The sequence below is a fragment of the Leptospira weilii genome (assembly GCF_006874765.1).
Classification (GTDB): Bacteria; Spirochaetota; Leptospiria; order Leptospirales; family Leptospiraceae; genus Leptospira; species Leptospira weilii.
On sequence record NZ_CP040840.1, the window covers coordinates 1543674 to 1564251 of the forward strand.

Annotated in this window: 15 protein-coding genes and 4 pseudogenes; 14 read left to right on the forward strand and 5 right to left on the reverse strand. The window is 40.9% G+C overall.

The features are described 5' to 3' along the window. The first annotated feature begins 2 nt into the window (after positions 1-2). Together FHG67_RS07330 and FHG67_RS07335 are read left to right on the forward strand one after the other, a co-directional pair. A complete protein-coding gene (locus FHG67_RS07330; RefSeq protein ID WP_004501650.1) occupies positions 3-773 on the forward strand; it encodes an MORN repeat protein in 771 nt (256 codons plus the stop codon). A 131-nt stretch (positions 774-904) separates the two neighbouring features. After that, entirely contained in the window at positions 905-1558 is a 654-nt protein-coding gene (locus FHG67_RS07335) for a hypothetical protein (protein WP_142499720.1), read from the forward strand. Between the two features lie 61 nt (positions 1559-1619). On the opposite strand, the pseudogene FHG67_RS22315 reads toward FHG67_RS07335, so the two are convergent. After that, positions 1620-1841: pseudogene (locus tag FHG67_RS22315) on the reverse strand (LIC10906 family membrane protein); the annotation flags it as partial. Between the two features lie 187 nt (positions 1842-2028). Here FHG67_RS22315 and FHG67_RS07345 point away from each other — a divergent pair. From FHG67_RS07345 to FHG67_RS07360, 4 genes and pseudogenes are all read left to right on the forward strand, one after another. Further along, a pseudogene (locus FHG67_RS07345) lies at positions 2029-2678 on the forward strand (LBL_2463 family protein). 7 nt (positions 2679-2685) lie between these two features. Then, complete coding sequence (locus FHG67_RS07350; protein ID WP_142499721.1) at positions 2686-3618, forward strand: LIC10906 family membrane protein; 933 nt, start codon at positions 2686-2688, stop codon at positions 3616-3618. Between the two features lie 141 nt (positions 3619-3759). Beyond that, the gene (locus FHG67_RS07355; protein ID WP_004496761.1) at positions 3760-5148 is read left to right on the forward strand and encodes an IS4 family transposase; all 1389 of its coding nucleotides are present in this window, start codon (positions 3760-3762) and stop codon (positions 5146-5148) included. 40 nt (positions 5149-5188) lie between these two features. Beyond that, positions 5189-5813, forward strand: a pseudogene (locus tag FHG67_RS07360) (IS66 family transposase); the annotation flags it as partial. A gap of 214 nt (positions 5814-6027) precedes the next feature. Here FHG67_RS07360 and FHG67_RS07365 read toward each other — a convergent pair. The 4 genes and pseudogenes from FHG67_RS07365 to ppk1 all read right to left on the reverse strand — a co-directional run bounded on the left by FHG67_RS07365 (position 6028) and on the right by ppk1 (position 11511). Further along, positions 6028-6373, reverse strand: a pseudogene (locus FHG67_RS07365) (transmembrane 220 family protein). Further along, complete coding sequence (locus FHG67_RS07370; RefSeq protein ID WP_004496713.1) at positions 6355-7938, reverse strand: bifunctional GNAT family N-acetyltransferase/carbon-nitrogen hydrolase family protein; 1584 nt, start codon at positions 7936-7938, stop codon at positions 6355-6357. The pseudogene FHG67_RS07365 and the gene FHG67_RS07370 overlap by 19 nt, the downstream one beginning before the upstream one ends. Next, positions 7935-9356: an FAD-binding oxidoreductase gene (locus FHG67_RS07375; RefSeq protein WP_004501909.1), complete on the reverse strand. Its 1422-nt coding sequence runs from the start codon at positions 9354-9356 to the stop codon at positions 7935-7937. The genes FHG67_RS07370 and FHG67_RS07375 overlap by 4 nt, the downstream gene beginning before the upstream one ends. Before the next feature lie 16 nt (positions 9357-9372). Further along, complete coding sequence (gene ppk1, locus FHG67_RS07380; protein ID WP_004496711.1) at positions 9373-11511, reverse strand: polyphosphate kinase 1; 2139 nt, start codon at positions 11509-11511, stop codon at positions 9373-9375. A 680-nt stretch (positions 11512-12191) separates the two neighbouring features. Between ppk1 and FHG67_RS07385 the strand changes: the two genes are divergently transcribed. From FHG67_RS07385 to FHG67_RS07420, 8 genes are all read left to right on the forward strand, one after another. Beyond that, positions 12192-13742 carry a cellulose synthase family protein gene (locus FHG67_RS07385; RefSeq protein ID WP_004501889.1) on the forward strand — a complete coding sequence of 517 codons (1551 nt, stop codon included), beginning with the start codon at positions 12192-12194 and terminating at the stop codon, positions 13740-13742. Between the two features lie 704 nt (positions 13743-14446). Continuing rightward, the gene (locus FHG67_RS07390) at positions 14447-14728 is read left to right on the forward strand and encodes a hypothetical protein (RefSeq protein WP_004459036.1); all 282 of its coding nucleotides are present in this window, start codon (positions 14447-14449) and stop codon (positions 14726-14728) included. A 6-nt stretch (positions 14729-14734) separates the two neighbouring features. Continuing rightward, positions 14735-15895 carry an oxidoreductase gene (locus tag FHG67_RS07395; RefSeq protein ID WP_004496737.1) on the forward strand — a complete coding sequence of 387 codons (1161 nt, stop codon included), beginning with the start codon at positions 14735-14737 and terminating at the stop codon, positions 15893-15895. Next, complete coding sequence (locus FHG67_RS07400; protein WP_004500296.1) at positions 15888-16787, forward strand: hypothetical protein; 900 nt, start codon at positions 15888-15890, stop codon at positions 16785-16787. The genes FHG67_RS07395 and FHG67_RS07400 overlap by 8 nt, the downstream gene beginning before the upstream one ends. A 79-nt stretch (positions 16788-16866) precedes the next feature. Next, the gene (locus tag FHG67_RS07405; protein ID WP_002618526.1) at positions 16867-17328 is read left to right on the forward strand and encodes a PTS sugar transporter subunit IIA; all 462 of its coding nucleotides are present in this window, start codon (positions 16867-16869) and stop codon (positions 17326-17328) included. Positions 17329-17330: 2 nt separating this feature from the next. Next, positions 17331-18224 (forward strand): ABC transporter permease subunit, encoded by an 894-nt coding sequence (locus tag FHG67_RS07410; protein WP_002618537.1) that lies wholly within the window; start codon positions 17331-17333, stop codon positions 18222-18224. Continuing rightward, positions 18221-18982, forward strand: coding sequence for an ABC transporter permease subunit (locus tag FHG67_RS07415; protein ID WP_061217982.1), 762 nt, complete (start codon positions 18221-18223; stop codon positions 18980-18982). Before FHG67_RS07410 ends, FHG67_RS07415 begins: the two co-directional genes overlap by 4 nt. Further along, positions 18979-20562, forward strand: coding sequence for a PEGA domain-containing protein (locus tag FHG67_RS07420; protein ID WP_004501894.1), 1584 nt, complete (start codon positions 18979-18981; stop codon positions 20560-20562). The genes FHG67_RS07415 and FHG67_RS07420 overlap by 4 nt, the downstream gene beginning before the upstream one ends. Positions 20563-20578 lie beyond the last annotated feature (16 nt).

The window sequence follows — 20578 nt, forward strand, 5'->3', positions numbered from 1 at the left end:
CAATGAAACGTATTTGGAAATATTTTGTTCGGATTCTTGGAGTTGTTGTACTTTCTTTCATCCTCATAGGAGCAGGACGATTGTTCTATGTAAGATACTTTGGTTTTCATTGTATCCAAGGGAATTGCAGGAGTGGGATTGGGGTTAAGGAATTCAATAATACTCGATATTCTGGTGAGTTTAAGAATTACAGGTTGAATGGGAAAGGAAAAGCTGAATATTATTCCGGCTGTACATATGAAGGAGATTTTGTAAACGGTTACTTTGACGGATATGGAGTGTATTCTTGTTGGAATATGAAACCATTGGAAGATAGAAAAAAATTTATATTTGAAGGATACTGGATTCAAGGAATTGCAAATGGTCAGGGAACGGAAACTACTGCTTCCGGTAAACAATACTCAGGAGTTTGGGAAAATGGTAGACTCTGTTTGAAAGGGAATTGCAAGGATGGTTTTGGAACTGTTAAATTTAGAGAGCAAGATGGAATTCTGACTGGAAATTGGACGGATGGATATTTAAACGGTTTCGGAGTTGAGACGGATTCCGACGGCCATCTAGTTTACAAAGGTGAATTTAAAAACACTCATTATCATGGTAAAGGGACTTTGTACAAGAATGGCAAAGTCTTTCAGCGTGGAGAATGGGCAGGGGATAGCTTTTTAGATCCTGAATATAGAAAATCTTATGAGGCGACTAAGAAATTAATTAAGGAAGTTGAGAAACGGATGATAGAGGAAGGAATTGCTGTTCCTGAGCCGACCAAAAACTAAAATAAAGGCAGAAAACGGTTTCCCGGAAAACCGGACAGTGAAAAAGTAGCTCAATTTGTTCAATGACGTTTTTCAATACAGTGTAAATAGAAGTGAGAATCCTGGATACAATATACAAAAGAAGACAATAGATGATACGATCGAAAGAAAATGAGGAAATCCAGAAAGAGATTAAGAAGCAGCTTGACGCTTTGTTGGAAGCTGGAGGCGAAGGAATCGATGTAGGATGTTTGAAATTTATCCAAGATAAACCGGAACCAAAGTATTACCACTTGGTAGAAAGGGGATTACGAAGTAAAAAAATTGAGCAAGTAATAGCCGCGGGTTACTTAGCGGTTTCTTGGAAACTGAAAGAATTTGCACCGCTTTTGCTTTTGTGGGATGGAAAGGGCGAAGCGGAAAGCAGTGTACTACAAGCGATCCATACGTATCTTTCCGATCGCAAGAAGACGCTTGCAGAAATCAAAGATAGATCACCTGCTGCCGCACTTGCGATTGTAAAAATGACACACAATATCCGAAATCCCGACGGATTGGATTGGGAAATTTTGATATCGTCTTTCGATTTTCTTTTGAGTATTGAAGGGAATCACAACTTTTTAGCGGGAAATTTTTTATCGGATTTAGTGTATGCCTCGGTTCGAATGCTTGATTCTCAGACTCCGAGTGCGGAAATAAAAAAAGAATTACGGAAACGATTTAACCGATTGGATTCTGATATGCCCGTCGATGATCCGTATTTACATGAGGAACTTTTAAAGCGTTTCCGAGCGTATTTACTTTGATCGACTTTTGGTAATAAATAGAAAGCCTTACGCTTCGTAATTAGTCTGCTACTTTTCTATTTCAACGAATTCGTTGAAAAAAAATCCGTGCTAAAACTTCAGCTCTATCTTTATTATTTAGAGATTTTGAATTTTCCCGATTTAGTAAATCTGAATTTATAGATGTAATTTTCAAAACTACATTTGTTTTGCTCAAAATAATTCTAGAACAATATTCTTCCGGATCTAAAATTTGAAATAATTCTAGAATAGGAAGTGATGAAATTCGGTTCAGAAAAGGTAAACTTAATCACATAAGTTAAGAAATATTTTATAATATTTGCTCTGAACTTTTAAACTCTGGAAATCCTCTTTCCTTATAGTTGATCAAACGTTTGTAACCTATCGTTTCCGTTCTTTGTTAACAAACATGACCATTTAAAAATTAAAAGTTGCAACTTTGTCTGAATATGAGACATAAACTTTCAATTATGGTTCATATAGCAGATAATTCCCTACTTACATCCGGTTTGAAACTTTATTCCGTAAAAGAACCTTTTTCGTGCTTTCAGCTCAACGCCGGGAATGTGGAAAATTTTCACACGTTACAAATGCTAAAAGATTTTGTATTCACCATTAACCGAAACGCAGGGAACTTTTATCCTAGAACGGATGACGGACTAGATTGTGATTCGACTTGGTTTTTCGTAACTTTCGAAAACGAAGTTCTATCTTGCATGCGGATCATTGTAAAAACGCCAGAAAATCAAATCCCTTTAGAAAAAGGTTTTATTCTAAATTCCTCATATCGACAATACAAAGTTACTGCTCACAATGCAGCGGATTGGAATTCCGTCGCCTTCCCGCTGAATTTGAAAGGAGCAAAAGCGGTAAAATTCAATTTTGCTTGCGTCGCGCAATTTTGCTTGGAACAAAATTTTGATTTGATATACGGAATGTTTAATGATGAGCGAAAAGGAATTGGTCGTATTTATCTGGAAGCAGGAGCGAAAATTTCCAGGGAATTTCCGGAAAAGATTTTTTATAAAGATTTTTGGACGTATGGAGAAGCGCAACGTTTACTATCATAGAAATCGAAAAAAACAGTTTGCAAAAATTGTCGGGATATTTACGATCTTGACAATTCTATGTCCTTAAATTTATTAAATGAAATTGTCCTTCTTAATGCGGCCACCGCTTTATTGATTTTTCTATTAGGTTTTTATGTATTATATCCCAATCCGAAACGAAAAATTCAAAAATACTTTGGAACATTTTGTTTACTGATCGGTCTTTGGTTTCAATCTTTTATACTCCGAGAACTCGTCCCGTTTTGGTCTTATAACTGGCTTATCAATTGGGGCTTGATTCCTTCCATTCCGATTCCCTACCTTTTATTCAGAATTACATCCTTATACAATCAATACGAAGAAACAAAAGTAAGTTCAAAGAAATTCTTTCATGTTATAAACCTTTTGCTAATCGGCTTTTTCTCCCTACATGCGTTTTTATTACAAACTCTGCATGTGACTTCAAAAAATAGTACGGCATTTTCTTTTGGGAACGGTTATGTTTATAAGTTTTTATTATTCTATTCTCTTATCCTGATACTATTGTCTTTTACGAATTTAGGCCAAAACGCAATACGTGGAAAGGGTAGAGCAAAAATAAATGCTGTTCTTCTATTCCTAGGTTTGATTCCACCGATCTTTTCTGTTCTTATTTTTATCTATATTCGTCCGACTCTCTTTGGAATATTTTCTGGAGGATATACGGCGGTGGGATTTTTATTTGGAACCTTAATTTGGTCGATTGCGATTATGAATTGTGACGCTTTTCAACTTAAACAATTCTCTCATTACCCTAAAGAGAGAGTTTTAACGAAAATTACAAAACCGGCGTTTAACTTCTTATATTCAATCGTAGACAAGAAGTCTTGGATGATAGAGATCTTTTCTAAAAATATTCATTTTATGAAGTTAGTTTTGATAAAAGATGCGGAGTTGAAAGAAGGTTACGATTACTCTTTTATGAAAAGAACTTCGATATTAGCGAGAATGTTCGGAAACTCTATTAAATAATTCTTAATTTTTAAAATTGTCTACGATATTTTTAACAGCAGAAAGTTGACTATCCGTAAGATTCCATCACCTTACCCACAAATATCAGAAAAAGCTAGACATTTAAAGTCTTTAATTGCTCCTAAAGGAAGGAGTCTTATAATGAACACTAAACATAGGAGTAGAGCACTCGGAACAGAATTAGATTGGGTGGAAGAAGAATATTTATCCCTGAACTTAGGAGATAAGCGATTAGATAAACGACTAAAGAGAATAGTGAGCGTGATGACCAAGCGAGGAGGAACGAGATTGCCAGATATATTTGGCAATTGGTCAAACACGAAAGGAGCGTATCGCTTTTTTTCGAATTCGAAAGTATCATCGGAAAAGATAATATCTCCTCATAGTCAATCAACGAAGAAACGACTTCAGCAACAAGAAACAGTATTAGTATTAAGCGACACAACGGAAATCTATTATAGAAAAAGGGATCGTGTAGATGACTTGGGGCCGATGAACTCGGAATATAATCAAGGCCTATTATTGCATCCATCGATAGCGTTTACGCCTGACGGAATCCCTTTAGGAATCCTGGATTTTAAAATGTGGTCCCGTACGGAATTAGGCGCCAACCAAGATCAAGACGGAAGGAAAATGTCCATAGAACATAAGGAAAGCGTAAAGTGGTTCGAGGGATACAGAGCCGTCTGTGAATTTGCAAAAGAATCCGATTCGAAATACGTATATATCTGTGATAGAGAAGCCGATATTTTCGAACTATTCCAGGAATACGTAGACGCTGGAGAAAACGCTCCGGATATGCTCATACGCGCAAATCGCGAAAGGAAGATAGAAGGCGGCGGTTGCTCTTGGTCCTATCTTGAGACATTAAAACCAGCGGATATATATACGATTACAGTTCCCAGAAAGAAAGGGAAAGAAGCAAGGGAAGCAACAATTGAACTTCGATTTGAAAAATTAACGATAAAATCCCCTCAATACAAGAAATTAGAAAATATTGATATGTATGCGTTAACCGCAACCGATGTCGATGGCCCCAAGGAAGAATCTATCGATTGGAAATTCTTAACCACAATTCCAATTCATAATTCGGACGATGCAAAAAGAATGATCGCCTTTTACAAAAGTCGCTGGGGGATTGAAGTTTTCTTCAAGGTTTTAAAGTCTGGATGTAATATCGAATCCACTCAATTTAAATTTGGTAATCGATTCAAAGCTTGTATCGCTGTCTGTGCTATTGTTGCTTGGAGAGTTATGATGTTAACATTCTTAGGTAGAAATATTCCAGGTTTAAAAGCATCTATACTATTCGAGTCTTTTGAATGGAAAGGCATTTATTGTCGACTTTTTGAATCTCCGAAACCACCTAAGGAAGAACCCGAGTTAGGGACCGTTTTACTTTGGATTGCTAAATTAGGTGGACATCTGGGCCGTAATTCAGACTCGCCCCCGGGACCTCTTATCATTTTTAAAGGCTTTATCAGAGCCATGGAAATCGGATTTATGTTCAAATTGCTCACCAAACAGTGACTTGTGGGTAAGGTGATGGCTTCCTATGGATCGCGTTTCAGGAATTATTCAGACGGACGGCTATGAATCGTATGATTCTTTATTGAAATCGAAATTGAAGATTCTTCACGCCGGATGTTGGAATCATGCGAGGAGAAAATTCTTCGATATTCTAAAAGTTGATTCTAATAATGCTGAAGCACAATGGATCGTTAAAGAGATCGGTAAATTGTATGCAGTCGAGTCGAAGGCTAAGTTATCTTCGGAAGAGCATTTAAGTCTGAGACAATCGGAATCCAAGCCGATTGTTAACGTGATTCGTTCTTGGATGAACAAGCGGATCGTCGAGGTCGCTCCCAAATCTTCGATGGGAAAAGCTCTTTCGTATCTTGCCGAGCTCAGCTACGCTGAGGAACAACGGCTACGCTCCGCTTCCTTTTGTTTGAAACGCTTCCTATGGTGGCGTTTCATGGGAAAAGTTGATTTTGTTTTTAGATCGTCCCGAGTTACAGTTGGATACGAATCTTGTCGAGAATGATATTCGTCCTTTTGTTGTCGGTAGAAAGAACTGGCTTTTCTCCGGTTGTCCAGAAGGGGCAACTGCGAGTGCGGGCTTTTATTCTCTGATTCAGTGTGCGAAGCTCGCAGGTTTCGATCCATATGCGTTTTTGAGGGAGCTTTTTAAATCTTGGGAAACGTACCCGAGAACTCTTGCTTGCAAGGATTTACCTCAATTCAGAGAGACTTGGCTTCATTAGGCGCTTACCTTACATTAGCGAAAGGTGAGTTTGATTAGTCGCTTACTTTTATTTTATAGCGATCGGTAGTATTAAAAGAACATTGCGAGTAAAACCGAATTGAGAAAGATCGGATCGGAATAAAAAGAGGTATTGAAAGATTTCATCCTTTTGAAATTGAATTCGTCTTACTCTTACGAATCCAATACCCTAAGATTCCGGACCAAACCGCCCATTTCCCTTGTAACTTCGTCGTCAAAGGATAAGTTTTGGATTTGAATCGCGGCAAATACGGTTCCCGCTGAAAAAAGTACCAAAAGAAATAGAGACGTTCCAAACCAAAAATTCGTTTTTTTAGGATATATTAAAATACCTGCATATAGTACGACGACACTCATATAAAGCGGAATCCAAAGCCAAGGATCGGGATCGTTCCATTGAAGACCCGCAAAAACGAGCCAGATCGAAATTGTAACGATTGAAAAAATTTTCATGATTCGTAAATCCATTTGAGTTCGTAGAGATCTTTTCTACGATTGAAAAGGTTTCTAACGGAACCCTTTTTACGGAGCTCCTTTAAAAGATCCAAGTCCAAGTCGGCGATCAAAGTCATTTCCGTATTCGGAACGGATTCCGCGGCCACACAGTCGTGAGGAAACGCAAAGTCGGAAGGAGTAAAGACTGCGGACTGTGCGTACTGAATGTCCATATTCTCCACATGAGGAAGCGCGCCGACGGAACCGGAAATCACGACGTAACATTCGTTTTCGATCGCTCTTGCCATTGCGCAGTGCCGGACTCGATTGTAACCGTTTTTCGTATCTGTGTAGAATGGGACAAATAGAATGTCCATTCCTTGATCTGCTAGAAATCTAGGAAGTTCCGGAAACTCCACGTCAAAACAGATGAGAATTCCTATCTTACACGCGTCCGTATTGAATACGGAAAGGTTGTATCCGCCCTTGACTCCCCAATAAAAATCCTCGTCAGGTGTAATATGAAGTTTATATTGTTCTTCGTAGGTGCCGTCTCTTCTGCATAGATAGGAAACGTTATGAAGTGTATTGTCTCTATATTCAGGCATACTACCGGAAATGATATTCACATTGTATGAAACTGCGAGTTCTACCATTTTTTCGATGATGTTTTCGGTATGGCTGGAAAGCGCTCGCATAGCGTCCGAAGGGCTTCTGTCGTTGTATCTTGCAAGCAAAGACGCGTTAAAAAATTCAGGAAATAATACGAAGTCAACGTTGTATCCAGCAACTGTATCTACGAAAAATTCCACCTGATGCATCAATTCCTCGATTCCCGCCACGGGACGCATCTGTATCTGAACCACTCCCACACGGACGACGGTTTTTTGTCCTCCGATCAGGGCGGTCTCTTCCTTCTCGTAATATATATTCAACCATTCTAATAAAACGGCATAAGAGCTGAAACCTTTGGTATGTCCGAAATATCCACGTTTTAGTTTGCGAACGTGGAATCCGTTTGCAAGTTGGAAGGAAAGAACCGTATCGTAGATTTCCTTGTCTCTTACTTTTTCGATGTATTGAGCCGGAGTCATGGAGTCTTCGTAGTTTTCATAACCGGGCATCCAGGCTCCGACTATGATTCTTTCTAAATTTAATTTTTCACAGAGTTCTTTTCTTGCGTCGTATAATCTTCTACCGAGACGCAAACCTCTATATTCCGGATGAACAAAAATATCCACACCGTAAAGAGAATCACCGTTTTCGTTGTGGTTTTTAAGATCTCCCTTTCCAACGATTTCCTCGTAGGTGTGATTATCTCCGTAATCGGACCACTTGACGATTTGGCTGATGGCCGCTCCGACGACTTTTCCGTTGTCCTCGATACAAATTTGTCCTTCTGGAAATTTTGTGATTTGAGAAACGAACTGATTTTTTTTCCAAGCACCGTCAAACTCCGGAAAGACGATATCCATGATCTCTTTTACGTCCGCGTAGTCGTCTAGAGTAAGACTTCGCATAACAATTCGATGTTCTGATTGTATCTTCTTTTTTCTTTTACTCGGTTTTTTGCCGCCGGAGCCGTTCGTGGAAATCATTGGAACACTTTGCCCGGATTCATGATGTTTTTAGGGTCTATGGATTTTTTGATTTCTTTCATCAAAATGATTTCGGCCTGTGTTCTGGAAAAATGGAGAAAGTCTTTTTTTAAAAGACCGATTCCGTGTTCCGCGCTGATCGATCCATGATATTTTTGTAATAAACGAAACATATCCGGATCCACATTCTTGCATTTTTTGAAAAAATCCTCGTTGGAAAGATCTTTCGGTTTTACGATGTTCAGGTGAAGATTTCCGTCTCCGACGTGGCCGAAAAGAGCGATTTCAAAACCCGGATACTTACCGTTTAACAACGCTTCCATATCGGTAAGAAACGGTTCCATATTTCTCAAAGGAAGAGAGATGTCGTTTTTATGAACCGTGTATTCTATGGAGATACTTTCGCTGATTCCTTCTCTGTATTTCCAAAACGTTTCCGATTGTCGGGAGTTTTGCGCAAGGCTTCCGTCGGCGATTAGACCTTTTTCCGTGATTGTTTCCAGAAATCCGAACAACTTCTCGTCGTCGGATTCGTCCGCAATCTCGAATTCCATTAAAACGTAATATGGGCTCGGAGATTGAAACGGATCCGGAATTCCGAGATGGGACTTAACTTTTCCGAGACAATATTCCGTAAAAAATTCAAACGCGAGTAGTGGAACTTTAACAAGATGGGTCTCTTGAAATAAGGAAAGAATGGATGCGAAATCGGAAGCCGAGACGAGTAAAACCCGACTGTCCAGAGGTTTTGTGGTCAATTTAAGGGTCGCTTCGGTAATGACGCCTAACGTTCCTTCCGAGCCGATAAATAATTGTTTGAGATCGTATCCGGTATTGTTTTTAAGCACTTCTCCGTTGAATTCTAAAATTTCCCCGGTTCCGGTAACTACTGTAAGTCCTAACACCCATTGACGAATCAGTCCGTAGTGAACGACTCTGACTCCGCCCGCGTTAGTCGCTATATTCCCTCCGATATGAGACGAGCCGGTGGACGCAAAGTCCACCGGAAAATAGAAATTTCTTTCTTCTGCTTCTTTGTGAAGATTTTTAGTGATCATTCCCGCCTGTACTTTAATACTTCCGAAAAAAGGATCAAAGTCTAAAACCTTGTCCATTTTAGAAAGGGAAAGAACTAGTTCCTTATTTTTTGCGATCGCTCCGCCCGCGTATCCGGTTCTTCCTCCGGAGGGAACGATCGAAATCTCGTTATCGTAGGCATACTTTACGATTTTTGCAACTTCTTCCGTTGTGGTCGGAAAAGCGAGAATGTCGAAATCCGGATTATAAACCTTGGTTCTGTCCGTTCCGAAAGAAAGAAAGGTTGCTTCGTCAAAGTCTGGATCGTTTCTAAAAAAAAACTTTCCGGGGCCGATCAGGGATTTGAGTTCCGATTTGTTGATTGTGGAGATCGTGGTCATGTTTGTTTTTGAAATATTATTCCGCGAAGATCATTCTTTCTATTTGGGAATCTACGGGTTTTTCATCCTTTTCTAATATTCTTTTTATGTAATGTCCATCCGGACGTAAGAATCTCGCTTTTACGTTATCCTGCAGTTGAACGTCCAGAATTTTTTTGATTCGATCCTTGTTCTTGCTTTCCACGATCGGAAAAAGGACTTCGATTCTTCTCTCGAAGTTTCTTGGCATACAATCGGCGGACGCGAGAAAGACGGACTCGGAGCCGTTTGAATGAAAGTAATAGATTCTCGTATGTTCTAAAAATCTTCCGACGATTGAAAGAACGGTGATGTTTTCCGAAATACCCTTGAGTCCCGGTTTGAGACAACAAATGCCTCGGATAATTAGATCGATTTTTACTCCGGCCTGACTGGCCTTATATAAGGAAAGAATGATATGAGGATCCACCAATGAATTCATTTTGAATATGATTCTTGCCGGTTTTCCCGCAAGCGCATTTTCTCTTTCCTGATCGATCATAGTGATGAACGTCGATTTCAGATTGTGTGGGGACGCGGATAGGAAATTCAGGGTCGGCATCTTTGCGTAACTCGTGATCGTATTGAAAATCGTAGCGACGTCTTCCGTAATCTGCTTATTGACCGTAAAAAAGCTGAGATCCGTATAATATTTGGACGTGGTGGAATTGTAATTTCCGGTTCCAAGGTGCACATAACGCACCATATGATCGTCTTCCTTTCGAACGATCAGAAGCATTTTACAGTGAATTTTTAATCCGACTAAGCCGTAAACCACGTGAACTCCGCGGGCTTCGAGTTTTTGAGCCCATTTGATGTTTCTTTCCTCGTCGAAACGCGCCTTGAGTTCCACGAGAACGGTCACTTGTTTTCCGTTCTCCGCTGCTTCCCCCAAATATTGGATGATGGGAGAATCTCCGCTTGTGCGATATAGAGTCATTTTGATTCCGAGGACCTTGGGATCTTCGGAGGAGATTCTGAGTAGATCCTCGATGGCCGAGAAGGATTGGTATGGGTGATGAAGAAGTCTGTCTTTCTTTTTAATCGCTTCGAAAATCTTTTCGGGAGTATCGAACTTAAGGGTGACCTTCTGTTGAAAAAAAGGATACTTGAGCTTGGACGTATGATCCAGACCGTAAAAGAACATTGCGTCGTTTATGTTCAGGATGGAGGCGACGTCAAATACCTCGTGATCTTGAAGTTCCAAAAGTTCTCTCAGTGTGTTTTTAATAAAGGGGGAAGTTCCCTGATGTATGTCCATCCGAACCGCGTCTCCCCAGATTCGGTTTCGAAGTTCGTCCTTCATCGTGATGAGTAAGTCTTTGACGGACTTCTCTTCGTCGATGGAAATGTCGGCGTCTCTTATGATTCGGAACGGATAGATTTCCTTAACGGTCATTCCGTAAAAAAGGTCGTCTACGTGCAGTTTGATGATTTCTTCCAAAGGGAAAAACCTTCGTTCCTCTCCTTTCCCTTTTAATTGTAAGAATCGAGGAAGTACGGACGGCACTTGTACGACCGCGAACAAATCTTTTTTTCCGCCGGTCTTTTCGTCTTCGGTGCTTAAGACCATGGCGAGGTTCAGGGATTTGTTGAGAATATGAGGGAAGGGATGGGCCGTGTCGATCGCGAGAGGGGTGAGAATTGGAGATACGTCTTCCTTATAATAATTTTGAATCTGTTTGATCTCGTTGATCGTCAATTCTTCCGGATTGAGAATGAGATGGATTCCGGCCATTTTCAATTCTTCTAATGTTTTTGAGAAAGTTTCATATTCCTCTCGGACGAATGCGCGGACTTTATCCGATAAGTCGGAAAGAATTTCGGAAGCGCTGTCCCCGTTTAAACTTCTTTCATCGTTTCCTTCCTTTACGAGGTTACGAAGTCCGGCTACCCGGACCATATAAAACTCATCGAGATTTGTTTCGGTGATACTTAGAAATTTCAGTCTTTCCAAAAGCGGGTTTTCGGGATCGTTTGCTTCTTCCAGTACGCGTCGGTTGAAATCGATCCAGGAAAGTTCCCGATCAAAAAATATGTTCGGATTATTCAAATGAATTTCAGGTTCGTTTTTGTCGGAAGAATCGCTTTGGATTGCGGTCATTGGAGTTTGGCCCTGTATTTTTGGTTTTGACATTGATATCCTGAAAATTTTCAAAAATCCCTCAATCGGGGTTCTATTCCTGTTTAAACCTGCTTAATCGGGAGTCAATGATTCTAAGAAGATTTTGATGAGCTGATTTTTGAACCCCTTTGAATTTTGGACGGAGTGAGACATAGAACCGTTGATTTTTCCGTGATTTGGGAGTTCCCACATTTGTCTCTGGTCGGTGGAATTTTTCCGCGCATCGTTTTGATCCTTCCATTTCCGAACTTGAGGAAGAATGAAGATTTCTACTTTTTAAAACTGGAATTCCTATTGAAAAGTTTTTAGAACCGCAATCGATGAAAAAGAAATTCCCGGGACCTTTGCCGGTTCGGTGTTCTTAGATCATAGCCTTCAATTTCAGATATGCAGAATTTCATCGGAAAAGATGATACGAGAAATATGGCGTTTATTCGGACGCGATGCAATTGGGTGGATACAAAAAAAGGGGACGGTGTAACTTTCGTCCCCCCGTCCATTTCAAAATGAAAATTCGCAGTGGAGGAACACAACCAGGGAGGTTGTTGTCCATCCATTGAAAAGTATCGGTCGTAGGAGTTCCCACATTAGGCTTCGGGTTAAAAAATGTGGATGTGAATTAAAAAACTAAAAGCTTTATGCGGTGCAAAACCTTTGACTTTTAAGGGGTGGAGTTTTTTCTGGCTATCATTATGCTGACCGTGGTAACTCTACTGTTTCTGGCCATTTATGGGATCGACATTGTCGCGCTCTTTTTTTTCGGGATTCATACTTATATTATGGTATATCTCTATAAAAAGAACCATGCCTATTGCGAGTCCGAGCCAGATAAAATCCTAGACGTCAACAATCCGAATTTGCCGGTAGTAACGGTACAACTTCCGATCTTCAACGAATTTTATGTTGTGGATCGTTTGATTGAAACCACAGTGGCTCTCAAGTATCCGAAAGACAAACTTGAAATTCAGCTTTTAGACGATTCCACGGACGAGACGGTCGAAAAGTCTAGAAAACTTATCAATCATTACAAAGCGCTCGGGTTTGATATACATCACCTTCACAGAGCCGGAGCGGAGCGCACCGGACACAAGGCCGGAGCTTTAGAAGCCGGAATGAAAGTGGCACGAGGAGAGTATATCGCAATCTTCGACGCGGATTTTATGCCGGATCCTGATTTCTTGATTAAAACCGTACCCTACTTCGAGGATCCTCAAATAGGAATGGTTCAGGTTCGTTGGGGGCATATCAACGCGGACTACAACGTTCTTACCAAAGCGCAATCGTTCGGAATCGACGGACACTTTATGATTGAGCAAGTCGCAAGAAACGGTTCCCATCTTTGGATGAATTTTAACGGAACCGCCGGAATCTGGAAAAAGGAATGTATCATCGATTCGGGAGGATGGGAACACGACACTCTCACGGAAGATTTTGACCTTTCTTACCGCGCGGAAATGAGAGGTTGGAAATTCCGGTATTTTAAAGATATTGAATGTAAAGCGGAAATTCCGGCGATGATATCCGCTTACAAATCCCAACAGTTTCGTTGGTGCAAAGGGTCGATCCAAACCGCGGTTAAATTGCTTCCGAGAATTTTTCGTGCGGATCTTCCTTGGAGGATCAAGTCCGAAGCTATCGTTCATTTAATCAATTATTCCGTTCATCCGCTGATGGTGATTAATATATTATTCAGCGCTCCTTTGCTTTTGATGAATTATTGGTCCGGATTTGATTTTTATGATCTTCCGATCGAGATTTTGATGGGGACCGCTGCGATTCTTTCCGTTGGATCGGTGGGGCCCATGATTTTCTACGCGTATTCACAAAGAATTCTACACAAAGATTGGAAGAGAAGAATGATTTATCTTCCAATTCTTATCATGATTGGGACCGGAATTGCGATCGTAAATACGAGAGCTTGGCTCGAAGCGATTCTTGGAATTCAATCTTCTTTCAAACGTACACCGAAACTTAAAATCGAGAAAAGTACGGATGTTTTGAAAGAAAGACTGAAATATACGGTTCCGTTGGACTTTCATGTGGTGCTTGAATTTCTAATGGGATTCTATTGTTTAGGAACCGTGTTTCTTTCCTTTGCTCTCGGAAAGCCGCAAATCGTGGGATTTTTAATAATTTATGCGCTCGGATTCTTTTACGTAGGATACTTATCTTTGAAGGAAGCTGCTTGGAAACTCGGAGCTTCCAAGCAAGGGTCGACGGAAGAACTTCCCGTGCAGGCGTAAGATCCCAATCTTACCCAGAAATTAAGAAGGTTTTTGGGATCATAAGGATCAAAAACTGATATTTTTCAAGTGTTCCGACGTGTTAGTGATTAGGGGTTAGATTTTAGTGGATAGAACTTTACATGCATACAATAAAATGCAAGCGTTCCGACAAGAATCCTATTTTTTACTTGCAAAGAGTATGATTTTCTGATACTGAAAAGTCTCCCGAGTTTTCCCGCCGCCTCTCCACCTCCATCCAAACGCGGGGGAAACTCAGGCACAATGCTTCCTGAACTCAGGCGCAGAGCTTTCCTGAACTCAATAAGTTGACTCCCTATGGGTCGCAACTTAGGTCGCTCTGCGGGGCTGATCGTTTCACAGAGGATTTGTCGGAATTCCGACAGATTTATTTTCGGATCCAAATATTTGTGGGTGGGAGGTTATGGTAAAATTCGGGCTGTAAAACGCCCCATGTTTTAGGGATTAGAGGTTCCCGCATTGCGATGGTTTTATAGGAAGCCCTTAACCAATAACAAACTCGCACCTAATCCCTAATCGGCGAAGGACATACTTGAGCGCGTTTGTGAGGAAGTTTCTGTCTAACTAGCAGGGGATAATGCGAGGATCCTCCAAGCTTTGTGTGGAAGTTCGAGTGCTTATGCTTGACTTCGCGCTTTTTTCTGAAAAATTGACAAAAAATCGTTACTTTTATAGGAATCCCGATGAGTGAGAAAGTTTATTGCGCTAATTGCCTACACTGTGTGACCGTAAGGCAGTATGAATCCGAGGCGGACAAATATATTCTCCGCGTAAAATGCACCAAGAAAAAATGGTCTAAAAGGTCCGGAGAAGAAAAGCTCTATAAATATTTTACCGTTGCTCGCCGTATGCAAGTGAACTGTGAATTTTATGAGCCGATGGGTGAAATTCTTCCTTATATCAAAAATCTTAAGAAAGAACTTCCGATCAAAGACGAAATCTACATGGTGAAAACTCTCACCTAAAGAGTTTTGAAGCCCTCCGCTTTTACTCTCAAACCAGGATTGGTCCACGGAAAATTTTCCCGTAAGACCGTCCTGGAAGAACCCTTTACATTGTTTCCCGAACCGGGAGCCCTTTATCTAAAAGAATTCCCCACTCGTGTACGCGCGGGAGAACCTCTCGTTCGACAATCCGTCGGAACACTTTTATCTCCGGTGGACGGAATCGCAAGCCTCATCCAAGGAGAACATTCCACAAAAATTCGAATCGTACAAGATGGAAGTTTTCAATTGTCGGGTGAGATTCAAATCGATCCTTCTTTGAAATTGGAAGAAGCCTTGGAAAGAATGGACGAACTCGGACTTATTTCTCTCGACTTCCCGGATACTACGTTATCCTCTCTTTTAAAAACGTTTCAGTCGTCTTTAATCGTTCTTTCCCCGTATACGAAAACCCAATCCGTAGATTTCCGAAAAATTCTTTTGGAAGAATGCAGAGAGTTGCATATTCAGTTTTTAGAATATATTGCGGCCTGGTTTCCGGGAGCCGTAATCAGGGATCATATCCTGTCTCCCGTTCCTTTTCGAAAATACGAATACCCCGCCGGCTTCCCCCAATATTTCGTAAAGAAGGCGCTTTCCGAAAAGGCGTTCCAAAAAGAGAAAATTCTTTATCTCGGACCGGAAACCCTCTATCATCTTTACAGAGCCTTGTTCAAAAAGATTCCTTATATCGAAAGACATATCAGTATATATTACGTCGGAAAAAACGGCGGGCTCAAAAAGGAAGAATTGCCGATCAAGTTTAGAGACGGACAAAGTCTTAGTTTTCTTCTTCTCGAAAAAAAGAAGGAATACCCGAATTTTACTTTCAATTCCTTTTTTGACGGAGGGGAATTTCATTCCTCATCCGAGGAATATTTTTTAGATATTTACAAACACCATTCCATAATATTCGTTTCGGATAAAATCAGGGAGCAGAAAGAATTTCCTTGTATCGAATGCGGAGAATGTACTTACAACTGCCCACTGGAATGCAATCCGATTTCCCTAGTTACCGGTCAGGGGCGATTTTTTGCAAACGCTTGTATCGAATGCGGGATTTGTACGTTTTTATGCCCTTCCCGAATTTCACTCAGAGATCGGATCCGAAACGTAAAAAATACAAAACCGGAGAATCGGAATGTCTGATTATCTCCTTGTCACGAAGACCGGTTTTTTTCGAAAATCGGATCCGTTTTTTCCGGATATTTTGATCGGACTGTTTTCAATCGTTGGAATCGTTTTGTTCGGAACCGCTCCATTATGGATTTGTTATGTAATAGTTCTGGCTACTTGTTTCGTTTATCAATTTGCGATCGTAAAGCGTTCGGTGTATTCTCTGAAGTGGGTCGTTCATACGGGAATCTTCGTTCTACTTTTGCCGATTCATCCCGGAACGGCCGTTTGGGCCATCCTTGCCGGAATCACCGGTGTTTTTTTATATTCTCCCCTGGAAAATTTCTTGAGGATTCAGGCGCCTCTTTCTCTGATTCAACTTCTGATTTTTTTGTTATTTTATCTTTTATTTCCGGCGGCGGATGTATTTTCCGGGATTGCGGATAAACCGAGTTTGTCTTTTAGGGACGAATTCATCTCGGATCTTTTCAGCGTTCTTTCTTTTTCGCAGGACGGTTATTCTCCTTGGAGATTTTCTGCTTTGGAAACGATGGGAGCGTATTCGATTCTTTTCCTGATTCCGGTATTTTTAAAAAGACCGAGTTCTTTTCAGGTTCCCCTGATCTTCGGAATTGGTTTGGTTTTGGGAATCGGAAACCTTTCTTTGGAATATGCCCCCGTTCTTTTGTCCGCTTGGATTTCGTTTGCAATTCTTTTTGCCGCACCTGGAAGAAATCTATATACTGCTTGGATTTATTCCCTGATCGGAGTTTTTGTGACTGTGGTCCTTTTTTATGTCATCCAAGTTTTAGTCGGTATTTCCTTACCGCTTTTCACCTTTTCCGTTTTCTATTTTTTCATTGAAGCCAGTTTGATCCGTATATTTCTGGGAAGCAGAGTCGATAATTTCGGACAATTGGAATAACTCGAATTGTAGTTAGAATGATGATTGTGTATCGTAACAAATGTAAACGGAAATACCAAATTCACGGAGAGTTGGGAGTATGAATCAACTATTAACTCTTCTTCGTCCCGAAACAGTTATTTTTAATTTGGAATCCGGAACCAAAGAGGAAGTTATTTCCAGGCTTTTGCAGAAAGCGGTCGATACGCGTCAGATCGACGCAGAATATAAGGGAGAAATTTTGGAGTCTCTTCTTGCTCGCGAAAAGTCAATGTCCACCGGAATCGGAAGCGGCGTGGCGATTCCTCACTGTTCGGTCAATCTCGTGGACGAACTCAAATGTGTGATGGGACTCAATCCGAGCGGAATCGATTTCGATTCGATCGATCACCAACCGGTTCATATCTTTATTCTTCTCATCGTTCCGAAGACCAAATTTCAAGAACACATCAAAACTCTTGCGCAGATCGCAAAAGCGTTAAACGTAAAAGAAGATAGGGAAAAACTCATTCGTTCCGGATCCTTCGAGGAAATCCAAAAGGCTTTTTCTCGGAACGTATAATTGTGAGGGGGGAAATCTCCAGGTTCTTTTTATTTCTTATCGCATTGATTTTTTTCTCCACTTTTTTCGGTCATCTTCGTTCGTTAAACCAAGAGTATCTTTACGCGGATTCCTCTTTTTCCAAAGAAGAACCTTTTTTAAAACGAAAAACTTTTTCGTCTCAGGTGTTTTCTTTTGTAAAAGGAATCGTAACGCTTCGATCCGGTAAGACCATTTCGGGAGAGTCCGTTTGGAAACATATCTCTTCGAGAGTTCTTCCGACCTTACACCTCGCGATTTTTTCTGTGGGCTGCGGGAGTTTTTTTGCGATTTCTCTCGCACTTCTCGCTTCCAAAAGCGAAAAGAACATTTTAAAAAAGGGTTTTCTCTTTTTGAGTAATTGGATTCTTTCGACTCCGATTTTTGTCGTAGCTATCGTTCTACTTCTGATTTTTTTCGTACAATTGGAATGGCTTCCTCCGGGGGGATACGAACCTTGGAACACCACGTATGTGATCCTTCCTGGAGTTGCTTTGGGCTCCAGGGTCTGGGCGAGAATTTATCAGTTTGCTTTGAGTTTTACGGAAATCGAATTGGATTCCCCTTATGCTAAAGTTTTAAGAGCAAGGGGATATTCTAAAAGTAGAATATTATGGAATCATGTTTTGTTAAAAATATTTCCTTTGCTCGTTGTTTTGATTCTTCTCGATTTTAGTTCCCTGCTTTCCGGTGCGATGATCGTGGAGGAGATATTTTTCTTTCCCGGGATCGGTAAATCCATGTATTACGCGATTCAGACGATGGATTCGGAGTTACTGGGCGCGCTTCTCTTTTACAGCGGTCTTACATTTTATATCTTCAGTAGGATCTCTATTCGTTTTCAGGAAAATCTTACCGGTAAGGAGAATCTTTCTTGATTTCGTTCGGCAATTTTCTGAGAGTTCTTTTTGTGTTTTCTGTTTTGGTGGGAGTTTTTTGGAAAAGTCCGCCCACAGACGTTTTTTTGGAAGACAGCTTTTGTTCCGTGGCTTGGGATCACCCTTTTGGTTGTGATCGTTTGGGAAGGGACGTTTACGGTCTTTTTTCATACGGAACCATTTCGACTTTTCTGTTTTCGCTTCCCGCCCGACTTCTTACTTTGGCGTTTAGTTCTTTGATCTGCCTGTTTCAATACTCAGTCCCGTTTACGGGAAGATGGTTTTTTACTCCGATCTCGTCCGTGTTTGTTTCCGTTCCTTCCTTACTGATCGCACTTCTTACGGTTCACGCTTTGGGACAGAGCCCTTTTGTTTTGGTAGTCGCGGTTTTGTTGGGAGATTGGGCTTTTTCCTACGAAACTCTTCAGAGTAAAATCCGGGAAACGGACGGAAGCGGATTCGTGTTTGCGTCGATTTTCTTTGGAGCTTCTAGATCGAATGTATTTCGATCTCATATATTTCCCGCCGCTCTTCCGGTTTTAAAAGTTCTATTTACTACTGGCTTACCCGGAGTTGTAATGACGTTGGCGCTTTTTAGTTACCTCGGTGTGAGCGCAGGTTCCGATTGGTTTGGTCCCGGTCTTGGAGAACAAATTTCCTTTGCCAGGGATTACGCTTATTTCGCTCCTTTGGCTTTGGCGATGCCTATTTTGGGGATCGTAGGTTTGGTCGCCGTTTTGAACGTGGGAAAAAGATGATTAGAATATCCGCATTTATTTTAATATTAGCGATTTTGAGTATAGAGATTTCGGCGGAGGGAATCGACGATTATTATCGTTTTCCGGAGGGTGGAATGCCCTCAAAAATCACCTTTGAAACGGAAAGGAAACTATGCGTATTTTCCCTCAAAAATCAAAACGCGGATCCGAACTTGGATTATTTAAGCAAGGGCTACGGGGGAGTTTTATATTCCGGCTTAAAAGGACTTTTTCAAATTTTCGATCCGGAAGTGATTCCTAAAAGCATACAACACGCATTCGGAAAACCTGCGGAAAAAGTAATTTTTAAAAAGGGAGAATGGAACGGGGACATTTTGGAACAAGTGAGGAAGGCGAAAGAAACTTCTCCCGGAAAAGATCCTCGTTTTCTGTTTTTAAAGGCGGAATTTCTCTCTGAGGAAACTCCGCCCGAAAATAACACTTTGTTTTTATCCGGAAAGAAGTCGGGATGTTTCTATCATCTTGCGGGAACGTTCGAAAAAAAAAGCGAATCTCAAATGGAATTAAAACTCGTCTTGAGATCGTCCAAAGACGGGTCTCGAAAAGAATTCAGAGCTGTGACTAGCGTTAGACGTTCTTATCAAGAATTAGACGGTTTGATCGGAGAGATTAAAAAGGAACTGATCGGGAATGGCACGGTTTCGTTCTCCTTTAAATCGGGAAATATGGATGGTGTTCTCGTATTTTTGGATGGGCAGTTTCTCGGTAAAACGCCTTTGCAGAGATCGGACATACTTCCCGGAAATCATAGGATCAAATACTATAAGGACGGTTTTCAAAGCGAAGAAAAAAAAGTTTCGATTCGAGACGGTGGGAGTTTTGAAATCCTTCTTTCCAAAATTCCGAAAGAGGGATTGATTTCCGTCGTTTCAAATCCGGAGGGCGCAAACGTTTATCTCGGTTCCGAATTTTTAGGTAAAACTCCTTTGAAAAATGTTCGAGTCAAAACAGGATACAACCGTCTTCGACTTTCGATGGAAGGTCATGTGGATCTTTTAAAGGGTGTGGAGATTAAGAAGGACGAGGAAACGAAGTTGGACCTTATCCTAAGACCGGGAGACACTCTCAGCTATTATAAAAATAAACAAAATGTTTTTTTAGATCATTCTTATAATGATTTTTCGATCTATTCCTTGTACGGAATCCTTTTGTTTTACGCAGGTTATTATTACTTCAATTTAAAAGCGAACGATTTATACGATCGCGCTCGCAGTCGGGTCAATTTTACCAATCTTCTTTTGGCGGCCGGCGTCGCTCCGCAAGATCAGTTTATCGGATTGTACCTCTATGAGGAAAGAATCATCCGTGAAACGAACGCGGACGCGGGCAAGTATCAAAAACTCTCCGGGAACTTCGGACGGCGCGAAGGTGTCACCGGAGGTGTGATGGTTTACGGTATGGCTGCGATGTTGATCTTAGCCGCAACTTTTTATTGGCTCGGTTTGGATGAAGAGACTTTAGACGTAGGTGTTGCGCCGAAACGGGTTCATAACCCTTATGCGATTTCGGGTCAATTCGTCGAAGTCGATTCCTATGCGAAGTTTAATTTTAAATTTTAAATTCTCCGTTTATCTA